This window comes from Terasakiella sediminum, assembly GCF_033100395.1.
Taxonomy (GTDB): Bacteria; Pseudomonadota; Alphaproteobacteria; order Rhodospirillales; family Terasakiellaceae; genus Terasakiella.
On record NZ_JAWLVJ010000006.1, the window covers coordinates 139599 to 156796 of the forward strand.

17 protein-coding genes are annotated in these 17198 nt (G+C 48.6%); 12 read left to right on the plus strand and 5 right to left on the minus strand.

Going from position 1 to position 17198, the window contains the following annotated elements:
• Positions 1 to 483: 483 nt before the first annotated feature.
• From RYZ26_RS06470 to RYZ26_RS06490, 5 genes are all read left to right on the plus strand, one after another.
• Positions 484 to 744 carry a DUF4212 domain-containing protein gene (locus tag RYZ26_RS06470; RefSeq protein ID WP_317682354.1) on the plus strand — a complete coding sequence of 87 codons (261 nt, stop codon included), beginning with the start codon at positions 484 to 486 and terminating at the stop codon, positions 742 to 744.
• A 23-nt stretch (positions 745 to 767) separates the two neighbouring features.
• Positions 768 to 2543: a sodium:solute symporter family protein gene (locus tag RYZ26_RS06475; protein WP_317682355.1), complete on the plus strand. Its 1776-nt coding sequence runs from the start codon at positions 768 to 770 to the stop codon at positions 2541 to 2543.
• A gap of 181 nt (positions 2544 to 2724) precedes the next feature.
• Positions 2725 to 4581 carry a DUF294 nucleotidyltransferase-like domain-containing protein gene (locus tag RYZ26_RS06480; protein ID WP_317682356.1) on the plus strand — a complete coding sequence of 619 codons (1857 nt, stop codon included), beginning with the start codon at positions 2725 to 2727 and terminating at the stop codon, positions 4579 to 4581.
• Positions 4582 to 4602: 21 nt separating this feature from the next.
• Complete coding sequence (locus RYZ26_RS06485) at positions 4603 to 5301, plus strand: exonuclease domain-containing protein (RefSeq protein ID WP_317682357.1); 699 nt, start codon at positions 4603 to 4605, stop codon at positions 5299 to 5301.
• A 90-nt stretch (positions 5302 to 5391) separates the two neighbouring features.
• Positions 5392 to 5907, plus strand: coding sequence for a hypothetical protein (locus RYZ26_RS06490; protein WP_317682358.1), 516 nt, complete (start codon positions 5392 to 5394; stop codon positions 5905 to 5907).
• A gap of 2 nt (positions 5908 to 5909) precedes the next feature.
• On the opposite strand, the gene RYZ26_RS06495 is transcribed toward RYZ26_RS06490, so the two are convergent.
• The 3 genes from RYZ26_RS06495 to dusA form a co-directional block, all read right to left on the minus strand.
• Positions 5910 to 6296, minus strand: coding sequence for a bacteriohemerythrin (locus RYZ26_RS06495; RefSeq protein WP_317682360.1), 387 nt, complete (start codon positions 6294 to 6296; stop codon positions 5910 to 5912).
• 104 nt (positions 6297 to 6400) lie between these two features.
• Positions 6401 to 6811: a bacteriohemerythrin gene (locus RYZ26_RS06500; RefSeq protein ID WP_317682361.1), complete on the minus strand. Its 411-nt coding sequence runs from the start codon at positions 6809 to 6811 to the stop codon at positions 6401 to 6403.
• 58 nt (positions 6812 to 6869) lie between these two features.
• Positions 6870 to 7901 (minus strand): tRNA dihydrouridine(20/20a) synthase DusA, encoded by a 1032-nt coding sequence (dusA, locus tag RYZ26_RS06505; RefSeq protein WP_317682362.1) that lies wholly within the window; start codon positions 7899 to 7901, stop codon positions 6870 to 6872.
• Between the two features lie 99 nt (positions 7902 to 8000).
• Here dusA and RYZ26_RS06510 point away from each other — a divergent pair, with 99 nt between their 5' ends.
• The gene (locus RYZ26_RS06510; RefSeq protein ID WP_317682363.1) at positions 8001 to 8480 is read left to right on the plus strand and encodes a GNAT family N-acetyltransferase; all 480 of its coding nucleotides are present in this window, start codon (positions 8001 to 8003) and stop codon (positions 8478 to 8480) included.
• Here the strand turns inward: RYZ26_RS06510 and RYZ26_RS06515 are convergent.
• Positions 8467 to 8673 carry a dodecin gene (locus tag RYZ26_RS06515; protein WP_317682364.1) on the minus strand — a complete coding sequence of 69 codons (207 nt, stop codon included), beginning with the start codon at positions 8671 to 8673 and terminating at the stop codon, positions 8467 to 8469. The two genes, RYZ26_RS06510 and RYZ26_RS06515, sit on opposite strands and share 14 nt — an antisense overlap.
• 80 nt (positions 8674 to 8753) lie before the next feature.
• On the opposite strand from RYZ26_RS06515, the gene RYZ26_RS06520 reads away from it, so the two are divergent.
• From RYZ26_RS06520 to RYZ26_RS06545, 6 genes are all read left to right on the plus strand, one after another.
• Positions 8754 to 11594: an ATP-binding protein gene (locus RYZ26_RS06520; RefSeq protein WP_317682365.1), complete on the plus strand. Its 2841-nt coding sequence runs from the start codon at positions 8754 to 8756 to the stop codon at positions 11592 to 11594.
• A 98-nt stretch (positions 11595 to 11692) separates the two neighbouring features.
• The gene (locus RYZ26_RS06525) at positions 11693 to 12001 is read left to right on the plus strand and encodes an STAS domain-containing protein (protein ID WP_317682366.1); all 309 of its coding nucleotides are present in this window, start codon (positions 11693 to 11695) and stop codon (positions 11999 to 12001) included.
• Positions 12002 to 12016: 15 nt separating this feature from the next.
• Positions 12017 to 12901, plus strand: coding sequence for an ATP-binding protein (locus RYZ26_RS06530; protein ID WP_317682367.1), 885 nt, complete (start codon positions 12017 to 12019; stop codon positions 12899 to 12901).
• Entirely contained in the window at positions 12894 to 14045 is a 1152-nt protein-coding gene (locus RYZ26_RS06535; protein ID WP_317682368.1) for a SpoIIE family protein phosphatase, read from the plus strand. The genes RYZ26_RS06530 and RYZ26_RS06535 overlap by 8 nt, the downstream gene beginning before the upstream one ends.
• A 244-nt stretch (positions 14046 to 14289) precedes the next feature.
• Positions 14290 to 14817: a PAS domain-containing protein gene (locus RYZ26_RS06540; RefSeq protein ID WP_317682369.1), complete on the plus strand. Its 528-nt coding sequence runs from the start codon at positions 14290 to 14292 to the stop codon at positions 14815 to 14817.
• On the plus strand, positions 14795 to 16093 hold the full coding sequence (locus RYZ26_RS06545; RefSeq protein ID WP_317682370.1) for a methyl-accepting chemotaxis protein: 1299 nt from the start codon (positions 14795 to 14797) through the stop codon (positions 16091 to 16093). The genes RYZ26_RS06540 and RYZ26_RS06545 overlap by 23 nt, the downstream gene beginning before the upstream one ends.
• A gap of 68 nt (positions 16094 to 16161) precedes the next feature.
• Here the strand turns inward: RYZ26_RS06545 and RYZ26_RS06550 are convergent, their stop codons facing one another.
• Entirely contained in the window at positions 16162 to 16992 is an 831-nt protein-coding gene (locus RYZ26_RS06550; RefSeq protein WP_317682371.1) for a universal stress protein, read from the minus strand.
• Positions 16993 to 17198 lie beyond the last annotated feature (206 nt).

The following is a 17198-nucleotide window of genomic DNA, read 5'->3' on the forward strand; positions in this document are numbered from 1 at the left end:
AATTAGGCAAAAAATCGGGTTTTTATGGAGGAATTTAGGCAAAATCGAAGCGGAATTTTATGCGGATTTCTCGTGATTCTTCTGTGCGAGCTATGCGAGATTCTCGTTTCAGGCATGATTTTTATGCATGCTGCAACGCAGCAATGCAAAAAAAATAGTCGGTAATACCAGAAATGGCGGAATTGTGCCATTTTTACATTGACTTCGGTCAAGCCCAGCAGAAACTAAAGGCTTGCAGAATTCGGAATATTAGACAATTCGCGTTCGCAAGTGCAAAATATTGTTAGTTCACCATACATTTTTTTAAAATTTCTCAATTTTTTTTGCATTGATTGCTGGACCACTGGTGTTTTTCTAAGGTACAAAAATGCGGGTTACGGCACTTTGTTTGAAATAAAGTTGCTGTATTGAATTTTTTGTAAACAAATAAACCGCTCCAATTTATGGAGTGGAAACTCTCGATTGTAGGGGAGGCTTTTTTTAATGAGTGATCATGATGGATCAGGCTACTGGGCAGCGAACATTCGCCTGGTAACTTGGCTTCTGGTAGTATGGGCTCTGTGCTCATACGGTTTTGGTATTCTCCTGCGTGACACGCTGGACTCAATGGTATCATTTGGTGGTGTTGGACTGGGTTTCTGGTTTGCACAACAAGGTTCAATCTTTGTTTTCTTGGCGATCATTGCGATCTACGCCAAGAAAATGGGGCAGATTGACGAAGATTTCGGCGTACACGAAGACTAATATCGTCTGGGGAATGACTTAAAATGGATTTAACAACACTTACGTATATCTTTGTGGGCGGCTCTTTTGCGCTTTACTTTGGTATCGCTATCTGGGCCAAAGCGGGCTCTACTGGTGAATTTTACGCTGCGGGTCGCGGTGTACACCCAGTAGCTAACGGTATGGCTACGGCTGCTGACTGGATGTCTGCGGCTTCATTTATCTCAATGGCTGGCTTGATCGCCTTTAAAGGTTACGACGCATCTATCTTCCTGATGGGTTGGACTGGCGGTTACGTGCTTCTGGCACTTCTGTTGGCACCTTACCTGCGTAAATTCGGCAAATTCACTGTGCCGGAATTCGTTGGTGATCGTTTCTATTCTAGCACTGCACGCGTTGTTGCCGTTGTTTGCTTGATCGTAGCGTCTATTACTTACGTTATTGGTCAGGTTAAAGGTATCGGTGTTGCATTCGGTCGCTTCCTGGAAGTTGACTACGCAACTGGCCTGATCATCGGTATGGTAACCGTAGCATTCTACGCTGTATTGGGTGGCATGAAGGGTGTAACTTACACTCAGATCGCTCAGTACTGTGTACTGATCTGTGCTTACACAGTTCCTGCTGTCTTCATCTCTTTGAACCTCACGGGTTCCCCTCTGCCACAAATCGGTCTGTTCTCTGACACAGACGGTGGCGTTGCGATGCTGACGAAACTGGACCAGGTTATCACTGACCTCGGCTTTGCTGAATATACCGCACAAAAGGGCGGAATGATGAACATGCTGTTCTACACATTCTCTCTGATGATCGGTACAGCTGGTTTGCCACACGTAATCATTCGCTTCTTCACAGTACCTAAAGTGCGCGACGCACGTGCGTCTGCGGGTTGGGCACTGGTCTTCATCGCGATCCTGTACACAACTGCTCCTGCTGTTGGTGCTATGGCTCGCCTGAACCTGATGAACGCGATCCAAGTTGGCGAAGTTGGTGCACCTGATGGCAACCTCGTTTATGACGAGCGTCCACAATGGTTCAAGAACTGGGAAGCTACTGGCCTGTTGAAGTTTGAAGATAAAAACGGCGACGGCAAGATCCAGTACTACAACGACAAAAACAAAGAATTCGCTGCTAAAGCTGAAGCTTGGGGCTGGAAAGGCAACGAGATGGTTAAGGTTGACCGTGATATCATGGTACTTGCCAACCCTGAAGTTGCTCAACTTCCTAACTGGGTAATCGCACTTGTTGCGGCTGGTGGTCTTGCGGCTGCCCTGTCAACTGCTGCGGGTCTGCTTCTGGCGATTTCTTCTGCGGTTTCACACGATCTGCTGAAATCCACATTCATGCCTGAGATCTCTGAGAAACAGGAACTGATGTGGGCTCGTATTTCCATGATTGGTGCGATCATCTTGGCTGGTTACTTCGGTCTGAACCCTCCAGGCTTTGCTGCACAAACAGTGGCTCTGGCGTTCGGTCTGGCAGCTTCTTCTATCTTCCCTGTACTGATGATGGGTATCTTCTCCAAGAAGATGAACAGCGCTGGTGCAATCGCGGGTATGGCTGCTGGTATCGGTTCTACACTGTTGTACATCTTCTCCTACAAAGGTTTCTTCTTCATCAAAGGTACTGAGTTGATGGCGAACACACCTGCTAACCACTTGTTCGGTATTTCACCGGAAGCATTTGGTACAGTTGGTGCGATCATTAACTTCGCAGTCGCGTTCATCGTCATGAACATGACTGCTCCGGTTCCTGCTGAAATCGAAGCTATGGTTGAAGACATTCGTATCCCTAAAGGTGCGGGTGCAGCTCAAGACCACTAAGATTTATCTTGGTCTTAAGTGAACCACTTTAAAAGGCGGGTCCTGCTCTGGCAGGGCCCGCTTTTTTATTGTTTTAACTATGAGTTATGTGCATATCGGATAAGATAGGGTTGCGTTTGACTTTTGGTCTGAAAAGCACCATGATCCTGACAAAATTATATCAGTTGGACGGGGGTCTTTAATGGATATTGAACTGATCGAGATACGGGACTTTTTGAAGGTCCACCACCCTTTTGACCTATTGCCGGAAGAGGCACTGGAAGCATTGCCGACATCTATCGAAGTGCGCTATGCACGTCGTGGGACGGTGATGTTTGAACCGGGCGAAGAAAATAACTTCCTGTGGGTGGTGCGCACAGGCGCGATTGAAACCATCGACCCGGACGGCAACCTGCTTGCTCGCCTGTCAGAAGGGGAATGTTTCGGGGTTCGCGCGATCTTACGCGGCATGGCGGTGAACCGCTGTGAAGCCATTGAAGATAGCCTGCTGTATCTGTTGCCTGTGGAAGAATTTAACCGCCTGCGTGACAATCACCCGCAATTTGCCTTTTTCTTTGCGCCCATGGGCGCGGATCGTCTGCGCAGTGCGCGGGAACATTCCAAGTCCGATGGCAATAACGATGACATGGGTCTGGTGACTACCAAGGTGCGCGATCTGCTGCGCCGTAAGAAACCGGTCACTATTGGCCCGGATGCGTCCATTCAGCAAGCGGCAGGTAAAATGTCTGATGAAGGTGTTTCCTGCCTGCTGGTCGATCAAGGCGATGATCTGGTCGGAATTGTCACTGACAAAGATTTGCGCAACCGGGTTGTGGCGCAGGGTCTGGATATTTCTAAACCGCTTCGTGACATTATGACGGAAAATCCGATCTGCATTGATGCGGAAGATTATCTGTTTGATGCCATGCTGTTGATGTCACAAAAGAACATCCGTCACTTGCCGGTGATGGATAATGGCAAGCCAGCGGGCGTGATTACCAACAGCAATATCGTGCAGCAGCAATCCACATCCATGGTCTATCTGGTTGGTGATATTTACAAACGTAAAACAATCGAAGGATTGCAGGGCGTTGTGAAGCAGGTCCCGACCATGGTGATGAACCTGGTGAACGGTGGGGCGACAGCGCACAACATCGGCCATGTGGTCTCTACCGTGACCGATGCCATCGCCACACGCCTGTTGCAAATGGCAGAAGAAAAACTGGGCGAGGCCCCGATCCCTTATGCCTGGATTGTGATGGGATCAGAAGCGCGTCATGAACAGACGGCCCTTTCAGATCAGGACAACGGCATTATCCTGGATGACAGTTACGATGAAGCCACACATGGGCAGTATTTCCGTGATCTGGCGAAGTTCGTCTGTGATGGCTTGAATGCCTGTGGTTATGTCTATTGCCCGGGTGATGTGATGGCGACCAACGATAAATGGCGCCAGCCCCTGTCGCAGTGGAAGAAATATTTTGCCAAATGGATCGATGCGCCGGAACCGGAAGCCTTGATGCTGTCCAGTATCTTCTTTGATATGCGCAGTCTGCACGGCGAAGCTGACCTGTACAAAGAACTGCGCAAGTTCGTGGTGGAAAAATCAACGGGCAACCGTATCTTCCTGTCCTTTATGGCGGGCAATGCGCTGTCGCACCAGCCACCGCTTGGTTTCTTCAAGAACTTCGTTCTGATCCGCGGTGGGGAACATGACCATACGTTTGATCTGAAGCATAATGGCGTGGTGCCGATCATTGATTTAGCCCGCACCTACTCACTGGATGTGGGCCTTTATGAGGTCAATACCGAAGAACGTCTGAAAGCAGCGGTCGAACATAAGGTGATTTCTCAGGAAGGGGCGGACGATCTGCTGGATGCGCTTGAATTTATCAGCATCACGCGCTTGCGCCATCAGGCACAGCAAATTCAGCGCGGTGAGAAAGCGGATAACTTCATGGCACCGGAAGATATGTCCAACTTTGAACGCAACCACCTAAAAGATGCGTTCAATGTGGTGAAGACCATGCAGTCGGCTTTGGCCTCGCATTACACATAAGAAAAACGGAGAATATGACTTATGTGGAAACGCCTTTTTGGTCCTGATCTGCGTCGTGAATGGTATCTGATCCGCATGCCGGACGGTCCCATGAAAGAATATTACAGAAAACCAATTCCCTGGCCGGAAACGGATTATCGGGAATTGGAATATCTTTGTATCGATCTGGAACTGACAGGTCTGAACCCGGAAAAAGATGAAATCCTCAGCATCGGCTTTGCTCCGATTGTGAAGGAGAATGTGGTCCTGTCTGAGTCCGCCCACTATCTGGTTAAACCGTCCAGTGATCTGCCAGAAGATTCCGTGATCGTGCATGGGCTGACCGATGACCGTCTGGCTGAAGCTGAACCATTGGAAGAAATTCTGCCCCATGTGTTGCTGGCCTTGTCCGGTCGCGTTCTTTTGGCCCACCATGCGCCCATTGAAATCGGCTTTTTGAATGCGGCGTGTGAGCGGATTTACGGCTATCCGCTGCTGACCCGTGCGGTTGATACGCTGGAACTTGAAAAGCGCAACCGTCAGCAGCGAAACCAGCCTTTGGATGGGGGCGTGTTGCGTCTGGCTAAAGCGCGGGAAGTCTATAATCTACCGCGTTATCGCGCCCATAACGCCCTTGTGGATGCCGTGGCCTCCGGGGAGCTTTTCCTTGCCCAGGCCGCCCATAAAGCGTCCAAGGGGGAACAGATTACGCTGCGTGAATTAATGTTTCGAAATAAATAGGCGTTTCATCGGTCAAAACATTGACAAACCCACAGTTTTCCAGCATTTTCAGGCACCTTGTCGTGATCTCTGGATAAAGAAGATTTTCCCATGTGGACAGTATTGACAGCCATCTGTTTGGCCGCCCTTGTTTGTGGACCTGTTTGGGCGATTGCCCGTTTTCTGCGCGTCCCACTTCCCAAGTTCGTTCTGCCCATGCTGGCCGGGATTACGCTGTTTAGCTACAATATCTATATGAGCTACAGCTGGATTGACCGTATGATCGATTCCTACGACACCGAAATCGTGGTGCTGAAGGAATATCGCAGCAAAAGCTTCTTTATGCCCTGGACTATTATTGTCCCGCGTGTCTCCCATTTCATCGCGGCCAATACCAAGCAGGAACCGGAACAGATTGCAGGCACAAACATCTTGCATGCGCCATTGGTTGCTATGCAGGAACATGTGGACCCGTTGAACCTGTCTGCCTTCATCAAATGTGAAGAAAAACTGGTTTCAGTCCAGCCGCTGGAACAGGTGGCAAAGGCTGAAAACCCACTGGATGTGGCGCAGTGGACACCGGGTTCAGAATTTCCGTACGTGATGGATTATTTCTGTAAAGGCTGATTTTAGGCAGCCGTGATCTGACTGTCATGGCGGATTACATGTTCAATGATCAGATGTTTCAGACAGGTGATGTAAGGCATCATGTCGTCTGTTTCAATGGCGTTGGACAGTTCGATACTTAGTTCTTTGGCATCCCCCAGCAATTGCTGATGGATCAGCGCGTGATTTTCCAGGTCATCATAGTCAATGCTGGCCATGATTTCTTCTTCTTCGCGGAAGTGCTTTTCCACTTTTTCAATCAGGGTGATGAACTTTTTCAGGATTAGATCGACTTTGGCGCCGGACTGGCTGAGGTCAACAAAATCATTGAAACTTTCAAACAGGCCAGCATGCGCCTGATCAATCTCAGGGATGCCGATTTCGTATATGTCCTGCCAGTCAGTTTGCATGGGGTCCGTCACGCTTACTTTGTTGTTTTTTAGACGGTAGCACACTTTAAAAATGTGGCAACCGATAACCACAAGAAAACGTGATAAAATACATATGTATGCTGTTAAACGTCACGCATAACGAATTCTTTGATCTTCAGGTCTTGTTCGACCATATGTTTTACGACCAGGGCGCGCAGGAAGTTAACTGACGGCAAAGTATCTTTGGCGGAGTTCGCTGCTTTTAGTTCTTCCAGAATCCCGGCGGCATCGGCACACAGGTTGGCATGATGCTGTTTATGTTCGATATAGCCTTTATAGCCGATGTTCAGCATGACCTTTTCTTCAAAGGCGAAATGACGTACGACCTCGTCAATCACTCCTTGAAACATCTCACATAACTTGTCTGTCGGCTCTTCGGCATTGATGGCATCAACAAATTCGTTGAAGGCTTCGATAAGAACCTTATGGTCGTTATCAATGGACCGTAACTCAGTCGTGAGTTTATCGTTCCACGTTACTTTTTTCGACGGCACACGCTTTATCTTTCTTGAATGGAATTAATCGAAAGTATAGGTGGGCAGGCTGTCCCAATCAAGAGTTTTGCAGTTCAGTGAATGTTTTATTTTGGGCTTCGACCAAGGCGGCGGCCTGCGTGATGATGTCGGCCTGCGCATCATTTAAAAACATATGTTCACTCAGATAGCGACGCCAGGCTTTTGCCCCGCGCAACCCCTGAAACAACCCAAACAGATGTTTCGCCATATGACGCACATACACATCATTGGCAACTTGTTTTTCTACATAAGGAATGAAGTTTTCCAACGCTTTGAAACGATCAATCACGGGCTTGTCCTGCCCAAAGATCACCTGATCCGCATTTGCCATTACATAAGGGGTTTCATAAGCCGCACGGCCAATCATGACGCCATCGACTTTATCCAGATGACTTGCGGCTTCTTCCACCGTCTGGATGCCACCATTCAGAATGATCTCCAGATCAGGGAAGTCTTTTTTGATTTCATGCACGATATCATGACGCAGCGGCGGGATTTCCCGGTTTTGTTTTGGGCTGAGGCCCTTCAGCCAGGCTTTGCGCGCATGGATGATAAAGGTCTTGCAGCCCGTCTGGGCGATGGTGTCGATGAACTTGCAGAGAAGATCATAACTGTCCAGATCATCAATCCCGATGCGATGCTTGACCGTTACATCAACGTCACTTACATCCTGCATGGCCTTGATACAGTCAGCCACCAGATCAGGTTCCGCCATTAAGCAGGCCCCAAACCGCCCGGCAGAGACCCGATCACTTGGGCAGCCACAGTTCAGATTGACCTCATCATAGCCCCAATCATTGGCGATCTTGGTACATTGCACCAGTTGGTCACGATCACTGCCGCCCAGCTGCAGGGCGATGGGATGTTCAATTTCGTTATAATCCAGAAACCGCCCAGGCCCATCCTTGCCAAAGATAATCGCTGGGGCGACCACCATTTCCGTATAAAGCAAGGTCTCTTTCGTCAGCCCGCGCATAAACACCCGCTGATGCCGATCCGTCCACTCCATCATCGGGGCGACAGAGAGGCGACGGTCAATTTTCTTGGTGGTGTTCGTTTGTTCAGACACGGCAGGGTTTCCTGAAAGAGCAATTGGGCTATATTGATCAGGCTGTATTTAGTTCTTCTTGGCAGAAAAAGAAACATTTTTTGGAGTCTGTGCGTTTTTATGGCTGACGTTCGTTTCGTTTCCCTCAATGACATCCCTAAAGAAAAGATCATCTCCTTGATGAATGATCCGTTGGTGGGCGAACAACTTCCTTTGCTGCAAGGCGGGTTCTCTACGGCTGACTGTGAAGCTTTCCTCACCGTCAAGCAAAAGCTCTGGGACGATCATGGCTATGGGCCGTGGGCGTTTGTGATTGACGGGGAATTTGCGGGATGGGGCGGGTTGCAGGAAGAAGAAGGCGAGGCGGATTTCGCCCTTGTGCTGGACCCTCGGTTCTGGGGATGTGGACTGCGCATCTTCAGGAAAGTGTGTGATCAGGCCTTTGAGGAGATGAAGCTTGCGGCCATAACGATCCTGTTGCCGCCCAGCCGGAAGAATACCAGGGCAGTGTTGCGTATGGGATTTGTTGAGGATCGCCCGCTGAGTGTTGCGGGCGAGACCTTTCGACGGTTTCGCCTGGAAAAACCTAATCCAGTCTGAAGCCGACTTTCATAACCACCTGATAATGGCCGACCTTGCCATCGATCACATGGCCGCGTGTTTCTGTGACTTCGAACCAGTCGATATGTTTCAAGCTGGCGGATGCCTTTGCGAGTGCGGTTTCAATGGCATCTTCAATGCTGGTTTTGGAAGAGCCAACGATTTCTACTTTTTTATAAACATGATCTGACATGATTAACCCCTTAATTTAATTCACAGATATTGGTCTGTTATGTAAGATATGGGGCGGCTGAAGAGGAATGCTTGTAAAAAATGAAAAAAAGCGACCTGGTTCGGGAAGAAAGAGGGTTAATTGAATTTATTCTGATCGGCATGCTCGGGATTGGATTGTCAATCGCGCTGGGCGGGTTGATGCGTGTCTGGCTGGAAAATGAAGAAGACGCCTATAAGAAAGAATGGGTCACCGCCATTGGGTCCGAAATAAAGGCAGAGATCGTAACCGCAAGCGAGGTTATGCATGGACTGAAAAATGTCATTCTGACCAGTCAGGATTTTTCCAAAGAAGATTTCGATATTTTTGTCTCTAGCTCTATTGCGCGCTTTCCCGCTTTGCGCAGTATCTATTGGGCCGAAGCACGCAAAAATAAAATTGGTGAACTGTCCTATCAGGTGAAGATGGAATATTCCCATCTTGTGACCCGTTTTCAAAAACGAGATATTCTGTCTTTGCCCAATATGGCTGATATTATCGAACATGCCACGCGTGGTCGTCGCTTGATGATGAGCACGGCCTCAGTATTAGGGACTGGCAAGCAGGAAGATTATATCGCTTTGCTTCCGGTGCGGGAAAACAGGCGGTCTTCTGATGTTGAAATTCGTGGTGTGGTGCTGGGGCATTTTGATTTCAGTCACTATATTGAACCTCTGTTGAAATCCAAGATCGCACAGGTCAAAGCCGTGCGCCTGCGTGATATCACCATGCCCATGGTGGAACATACGCTGTTTTCAGATAACTGGGATGAAGATTTTCGTCAAAAAGACATGACGGCTGCGCGCTTTACCGTCGCAGGCCGGGTGTTGGAACTGTCCGTGATTAGCCAGTTTAGTGGGCATTATGGATTGCTGTGGGGTGGGGTGACCTTTATGGGGCTGGTGATTACGCTGCTGACCCTGATCCTGCGTGTCCAACATCATCAAAACCAATACCGCCTGGAAGCGGGCATTGACGCCCATACGTTTGAATTGCGCCAACGAAATCTGCTTTATAGTCATTTCCTCAATACCACTTCAGAAGGGGTGCTGGCACTGAATGACAGTAGAACGGTTTGCATTTGTAATCTGACGGCTGCCGATTTGTTGAATGTCAGTGATGAGCAATGTATCGGTCAGCATATTTCCGTCATTTTGGGGCCAGGCGCTTTTGATACGGGGTTGGACTATTTCAAAAACAAAGACCTTGAAGAAAGTAAGTCCGCAGACGTTCCGGTGATTGAAGTTATTAGACATGATGGGGAAGCTTTGTCACTTGCCATTGTGGTGACGCCCCTTCACGATGTTGCGGATATGCGCTGGCTGGTGACTTTTCGTGATGTGTCTGATCAACGCGAGACCGAAGAACGTTTGCGCCAGACTGACCGACAGTTTCGTCAGGCATTTCTGCTGGGGTCCATGCCCATGGCGATCATTGATGCGGAATCTTATATCAAGGATTCCAATCGGGCCTTGCAGGTGTTTTTGGGCTTTCGCAATAACGAGCTTTATACCCGCCATATTCAGGACTTCTTACATCCCAATGCGTTTGAAGAATTTTCCAATTGGCTGGATGCGGCACGTCGCCATCAACGCGAAACTTTTCAAAGTGAGCAAAAACTGGTCAACCGATCCGGTCAGACCCTGTGGGTGGTCGCGAGCTACACGGCAGTCTATGACAAGGTGGGCAAGCTTAAAAACGTGATCTGCCAGTATCATGATTACACCAAACGCAAAAAGGCAGAGGATGAATTAAAGCTTCATCGTGACAAGTTGGCTGATCTGGTTGCCGTGCGCACGAAAGAGGTTAAGGGCACGCGGGAGAATTTGATCGCTTCCATCAACGCAGCGGACAATGCCATTTTGGTGTTTGACAACCAGAATCGCCTGGAATTTTCCAGTAAGCTGGTGCATATCTTTTTCCCGGAAATGGCATCTGCGCTGCGCCCCGGCGTGTCGGCTGAACGATTATGTGCTTTACAAAGTTTACGCACACAGGAAGATGAAGCTGCGCAGAAAGAACGACTGGCCCGTGTTACAGCCGGGGTAAGTGGCGATGAAGTTCAATTGACCGATGGACGCTGGATCCATACAAGGCGGCGCAAAACACCATCGGGCGGGACCGTGGTTGTTCACACCGATGTGACCTCTTTTAAAGATCAGCAAACCCTTTTGCAGCGTCAGGCCGAAGATTTGGCAGAAGCCTTGCGCACCCAACAGGAAGTGAACGAACAACAAAAGATGTTTGTGTCTGTGGTGTCCCATGAATTCAGAAATCCACTGGCGATCATTGACAGTACGGCCCAGCGTCTGTTGCGTCATAAAGACAAGATGGGGGAAGCAGAGGCCGTCAAGCGGTTGAATGATATCCGCGACGGGGTGCGTCGTTTGATGAAGCTGTTGCAAAGCACTTTAACCCGACAGCGCATCGATAGTGAAAATCTGGAATTCAAACCGAAAGAGATCAATATTTCAGAGGCGGTCAGGGATATTGGGGAACGCCAGCAGGTCATCGAAAAACAGCATGATATCCAGTTGGCTGCGCTGGATGAGGATGTTTCCGTCCCGCTTGACCCGGAACTGTTTGAAATTGCCCTTGGCAATCTGATCAACAATGCAGCCAAATATTCCCCGGCAGGTTCTGCTATCAAGCTTTTCGTTCTCAAGCGTGATGGGACGGTTGAAGTGATGGTGGAAGATGAAGGTATGGGGATTGCGGATGAAGACAAAGATCAGATATTTAATCGCTTTTATCGATCACGAGGGGCAATCAATGTGGAAGGTACGGGGTTGGGGCTAAGTATCGTTAAGCAGATCGTGACCATTCATAAAGGAGAGATCACCTGTGAAAGTGCAAGCGGGCAGGGCAGTCGCTTTAAAATGACGCTTCCTGCATCTGTGTAGTTGTCATTGGATATAATTTAGGATTATGATCAATTATCGACTATCTTATTGCAAAATAGATAAGATTAGTTTTTGAATTCGGGGAAGGAACGCAAGAGATGAAGTATTCACTGATCGAAAGTAATGGCGTGGTAAACGTGCAGCTTTCTGGAGAACTGACCGTTTCGGATGAAGATGATTTTCGTGGCCTGACCAGTGAAGCAATGGCGTTGAATGCGCAGAAATATTCAATTGATGTGACGAAACTGGATTTCCTTGATTCTGCAGGACTGGGGTTGATGCTAGTCTTTAAAGAATTCTGCGAAGAAAGTGGCAAGTCCGTGACTATGAAAGTTGCAGGCAGTGCGGTGCGTGACGTGCTGGATATTTCAGAATTCCAAAACCTTATTCCTTACGAGGATGCTTAAAACGTCTGGTGAATAATGATCGGCAAGCATCAATGTTGTTTTATCTTTGAAAATGATCCTGACAACCGTCAGAAACTGCAGGCGGTTATGGAAGGTCTGGGCTTGCGCATTATTGACTGTGATGGTCTGTTTGTTTGCGAAAAATGCATCGCTGAACCTGACCTGGTGATTATTGGTGAAGATGCTGCTATCCCAGAAGTCGGCCAGGAAATTGGCAATGTGGAATTGCTGATCCGCGAAAGTCATGCTCCCGTTCTGGCCCCCGTTCATTATCAGAAGCAACTTCTGGAACGCTTTGAAAATGTGCAAGTTTATCATAGTGCAGACTTGTTGCGTGATATTGCCTGGGCTTTGGTGACCAACCATGCCCAAAGACGGGTGATCCGCAATGATCTGGTGCGTGCCGCCCAAGGCGTACAGCATATGGAAGAAGCCGTCTTCACCTTTCAAAACCTGGAAGAAGCCCAGGCTCTGGCCTTGTTGATTGCGAGCCTTGCCCCGGAAAAGAAACTGCTGCGTTTGGGATTGGGGGAGCTTTTCATTAACGCGGTGGAACATGGTAATCTTGAGATCGGATCAGAAGAAAAATTGAAGCTGCGCAATGAAGGGCGTTGGCTGGACGAAATTGATAAGCGTCTTGAAGATGATCGATTTAAGGACAGGCAGGCGCATTTGTATGTCAGGCGCAAAGATGGTGGTGTTGATCTGAAGATTGAAGATCACGGCAATGGCTTTGACTGGGAAACGACTCTTGAAAGAACGGCTGGCGGACAAGGGGCAGAAAAAGGTGGGCGCGGTCTTGTGATCGCGCAAAAAGCCGGGCTGGAAAAATTGCGTTTTGTCGGTAAAGGCAACGTGCTGGAATGTTCCTTTGTTTCAGAGGGACAGGTGCATGGTTAAAATAATCTGCATTGAAGATGAAGAAATCCTGCGTTTTGATATTTGTGATGAGTTACGCGAAGCGGGATACGACGTGTATGATGCGGCTGATGGTCAGCAGGGCTTGCACCTGATCCAGACCCAATGCCCGGACCTGGTCTTGTGTGATATCCGTATGCCCGTTATGGGGGGCTATGAATTGCTGTCAAAGGTGCGTCAAAGCGATGCGCCCTGGGGGACGGTTCCGTTTCTTTTTTTGACGGCTTACGGGGAACGTGATGACATGATCAAGGGGCTGACGGAAGGGGCAGATGATTTCCTGACCAAGCCGATTGATTATGAGGTTTTGTTGGCCCGGATTGAAACGTCCCTGCGTCAAGTTAAACGGGTGAAGGATCTGGAAAAACGATCCTTCAAGGAAATGGAAACTGAATTAAATCGTGCCCATGAAATGCAGCGTGATCTTCTTCCATCCAACGATATGCAGCGCGCGATTGAACTGGCCTACAATCTGAAACTGACCAGTCACTATGAACCTTCGCGTGATCTGGGTGGAGATATCTGGGGCGTGCATATGATCTCCCCTCAGAAGGTCATGATATATCTGGTGGATTTTTCAGGGCACGGGGTTGCCGCAGCGATGAACACTTTTCGTCTGTCCAGTAAAATGGATAGCGATCCCATTGGGGAGGAAACACCGGCTGAGTACCTGGGAAAGCTTAATAAATGGTTGTGTGAACAGTTACAGACCGGACAGTATGCAACTGTCCTGTTGGGCGTTCTGGACGTAGAACAGCAATCCTTTGAATATGCAGCCGCCGGGACGACGACACCAATTCGTTTGAACCGTCAGAAAGCCGAGATTGAAATCGGCTGTGGCAAAGGGGTTCCGCTAGGGATGATGAAATCGGCTGTTTATGAAAATAGAAGACTTGAAATCAGAAATGACGACGCCATCTTTTTGTTCAGTGATGCCCTTTTGGAACATGGTCGAAAGGAAAAGCTGAACCTCGGACAGGATGGTGTGGAAAAATTACTGAGGCAGACAGTTCAATCGTCAGATACTTGGGATGTGGAGGGGATTCTCACCCCGTTTTTGGCGCAGGCACCGCGTCCTTTAGATGATGATTTGACTGCTGTCTGTTGCGTCTGTCATTTTAACTAACACCTTATAGTTTATTATCTTTTTTGTTTTTTTATTGTATCTGAGTGGTTTAGCTAACTCTTTAAAACTATTGAATTATACCATTGGAATTACGTAATATTACGTGAATATAATATATGTTGAAAAATATAACAATTAAGTGCAGACAAGAAGTGTAAAATGCATTACCAAATTAATCATAAATTAATTATGGGTATGTATTTTATAAAAAGAAAAGTGCCTGAATTTTATAGGGGAATTATGAATGGTTGCGAATTCGCATGCTTTGACAGGTAAGGAGCGTACCTTTAAAGCAGATGAAATTATCGTCAGCAAGACCGATACGAAAGGGCGGTTGATCTATACCAACCAGACCTTTTTGGAGGTTGCCGATTATACTGAAGCCGAGGTCATCGGTCAGCCGCACAGTATGATCCGTCATCCGGATATGCCGCGCTGTGTCTTTAAATTACTGTGGGATACAATTTCAGACGGTAAAGAACTGTTTGCATATGTGGTGAACAGAACCAAATATGGCGACCACTATTGGGTTTTGGCGCACGTGACCCCGACGTTTGATGAAGATGGCAAGACCATCAAGGGCTATCATTCAAACCGTCGCGTCCCCAGTGAAGAAGCTCTTGAAGTGATTAAACCGCTTTATGCGGAACTGAAAGCCGAAGAAGACCGCCATGCAAATCGCAAGGATGGCATGAATGCAGCTCATCAGATGCTGCTTGATAAACTCGCAGATGCAGGAATGGAATACGATGAATTTATTCTCTCGCTCTAAGTCAGAGCGCTTGGCGCTTGTATCGTTGATTGTCTCTGCTCTTGTTGCAATCTACATGTTTATTTTTGTTGGTCTTGTCCCAGGTGCAGTCGTTCTGATTGCGGTTCTGGTTCAGCTATTGGCACTTCGTGCGACGATTAATGCCAACAATATGGTAGAAAAGACCCGCGAAGTTATGTCGCAGGCGGCCAAAGGACGCCTTGATGTTCGTGTGTTGGATATTCGTGGAAAAAGCAATGTTTCGCAATTGATGCATGACACCAACCACCTGCTTGACCAAACCGAAGCTTTTGCGCGTGAAGCAGGCGCTGCGCTTGAATATGCAGCAAAAGGCAAATATTTCCGTAAAATTCTGCTGCGCGGGATTACCGGGGACTTCATCAACTACGCGGCTGTTGTCAACAATGGTCTGGATGCTATGGGCAAGAAGACCAAAGATTTTGTTGAAAGTGCCAGTGCAATCGGTGCTAACATCAAAGGGGTTGTCCACAACGTATCCGCTGCTGCCCAGGAACTGGAAGCATCCAGTCAATCACTGGGGCATGTGGCAGCACGTACCAGTCAGCAGTCAGAAACTGTAAGCGGTGCAGCAGGTGGGGCATCCAGTAACGTAGAAAGTGTTGCTGCGGCAACTGAAGAATTTAACGCTTCCATCAACGAAATTCATGCTCAGGTGACACGCTCCGCCGAAATGGCTTCTGAAGCTGTGGGCCGTGCGTCTGATGCTAATGAAGTGATCGAAACACTGCATGAAGCGGCTTCACGCATTGGCGAGGTTGTGTCCCTGATTAACGATATTGCTGATCAGACCAACATGCTGGCGCTGAACGCAACCATCGAAGCCGCACGTGCGGGGGATGCAGGTAAAGGCTTTGCGGTTGTGGCAGGCGAAGTGAAGAACCTGGCAAACCAGACGTCCAATGCGACAGAAGAAATTTCCACGCAAGTGAAATCCATGCAGTCGGCTACCGATTCTGCGGTCAGTGCGATCCATCAGATTTCACAGACCATTGAACAGATCGATCAGACCGCTGGTGATATCGCTTCGACCGTAGAACAGCAAAGTGCGGTTGTGTCCGAGATTTCACAAAATTCCCAACATGCTGTAAGTGAAGTGCGCACCGTTGCGGATACCATTGGCGATGTAGCTGCTGGTGCATCAGAATCCAGTCTGGCGGTTGGAGAGATTCAGTCCGCATCGGCAGAACTGGCCAAACAGTCACAAGTTCTGTCGGATGACGTAAACGCCTTTGTGGAGAGCGTCGTCAAAATGTAAGGCGAAAACCATAGGAAAGAAAAAGGGAGCTTTTGAGAGCCCCCTTTTTTTGTGTCTGTTGCCATGACCTAGTGGGTCATAAAGACCGGAACAGTCATATGCTGCAACATATGGCGGGTCACACCACCCAAGACCACTTCACGCCAGCGACGGTGGCCATATCCGCCCATGACGATCAGATCGATGCTGTTATCTGCGGCATAAGACAGGAGTGTGTCGCCGGCAGAAAGACCACCGGAGGCCAAGTGGTCAGCTTCGGCCTTGATGCCATGGCGTGCCAGATGCAGGGACATATCCGCACTTGGAATCGGTCCATGTTTGGAATCCTGTGGGTCAACAGCCAGTACTTCGACTTTCTTGGCCCCTTTCATCAACGGAATCGCATCATTGATCGCGGCGGCGGCCAGGCGGCTGCCGTCCCAGGCGGTCATGACATATTCACCGATGGTGTCAAACGTACCCACATAAGGAATGATCAGAACCGGGCGACCGGATCGTAGCAGAATCTGATCCGGCATTTCGTTGGATCCGGGGGCTTCGTCGCCTTCCGGATCATTTTGACCGAGCACAGTCAGGTCGAAATAGCGTGCGTGCAGCATGACCTGTTCCACCAGATCACCTTCGACGCAGCGCCATTCAACACGCACGTTGGTGCCTGCTGCCAGATCGTTGAACAGTTCTTCAATTTCCTTGGCTGCTTCTTTTGACGCATCGGCCTGTGCCTTGAGCACTTCCTTGCTGAGTTGGGCCTCGATAAAGCCGGGGATCATTGGTTTGGAAAGAACATAAAGCGCCGTCAAGTGGGCGTCATGAAGCTCCGCCAGTTTCAGGGCTGCACGGATACGTTCATGGCAACTGCGGGTGTGATCGACATGTACAAGGATATCTTTGAGGGACATTTTGGTCGTCCTTAATTTGTAAGTGTGAGACAGAAAAGCGCAAAGAGGCATTTATAAATTATGCCTTTAAATTGGTATTACCTTTATACCTTGAAAGGGGGGCGTACTTGCATGATGTGGGTCAAGTCCGGTTGCGTAATTTTATTATTTTTATCCCTATAGTGAAAATGGACACATTCAGGTCACATTGTTTAGGTAGTACTCTT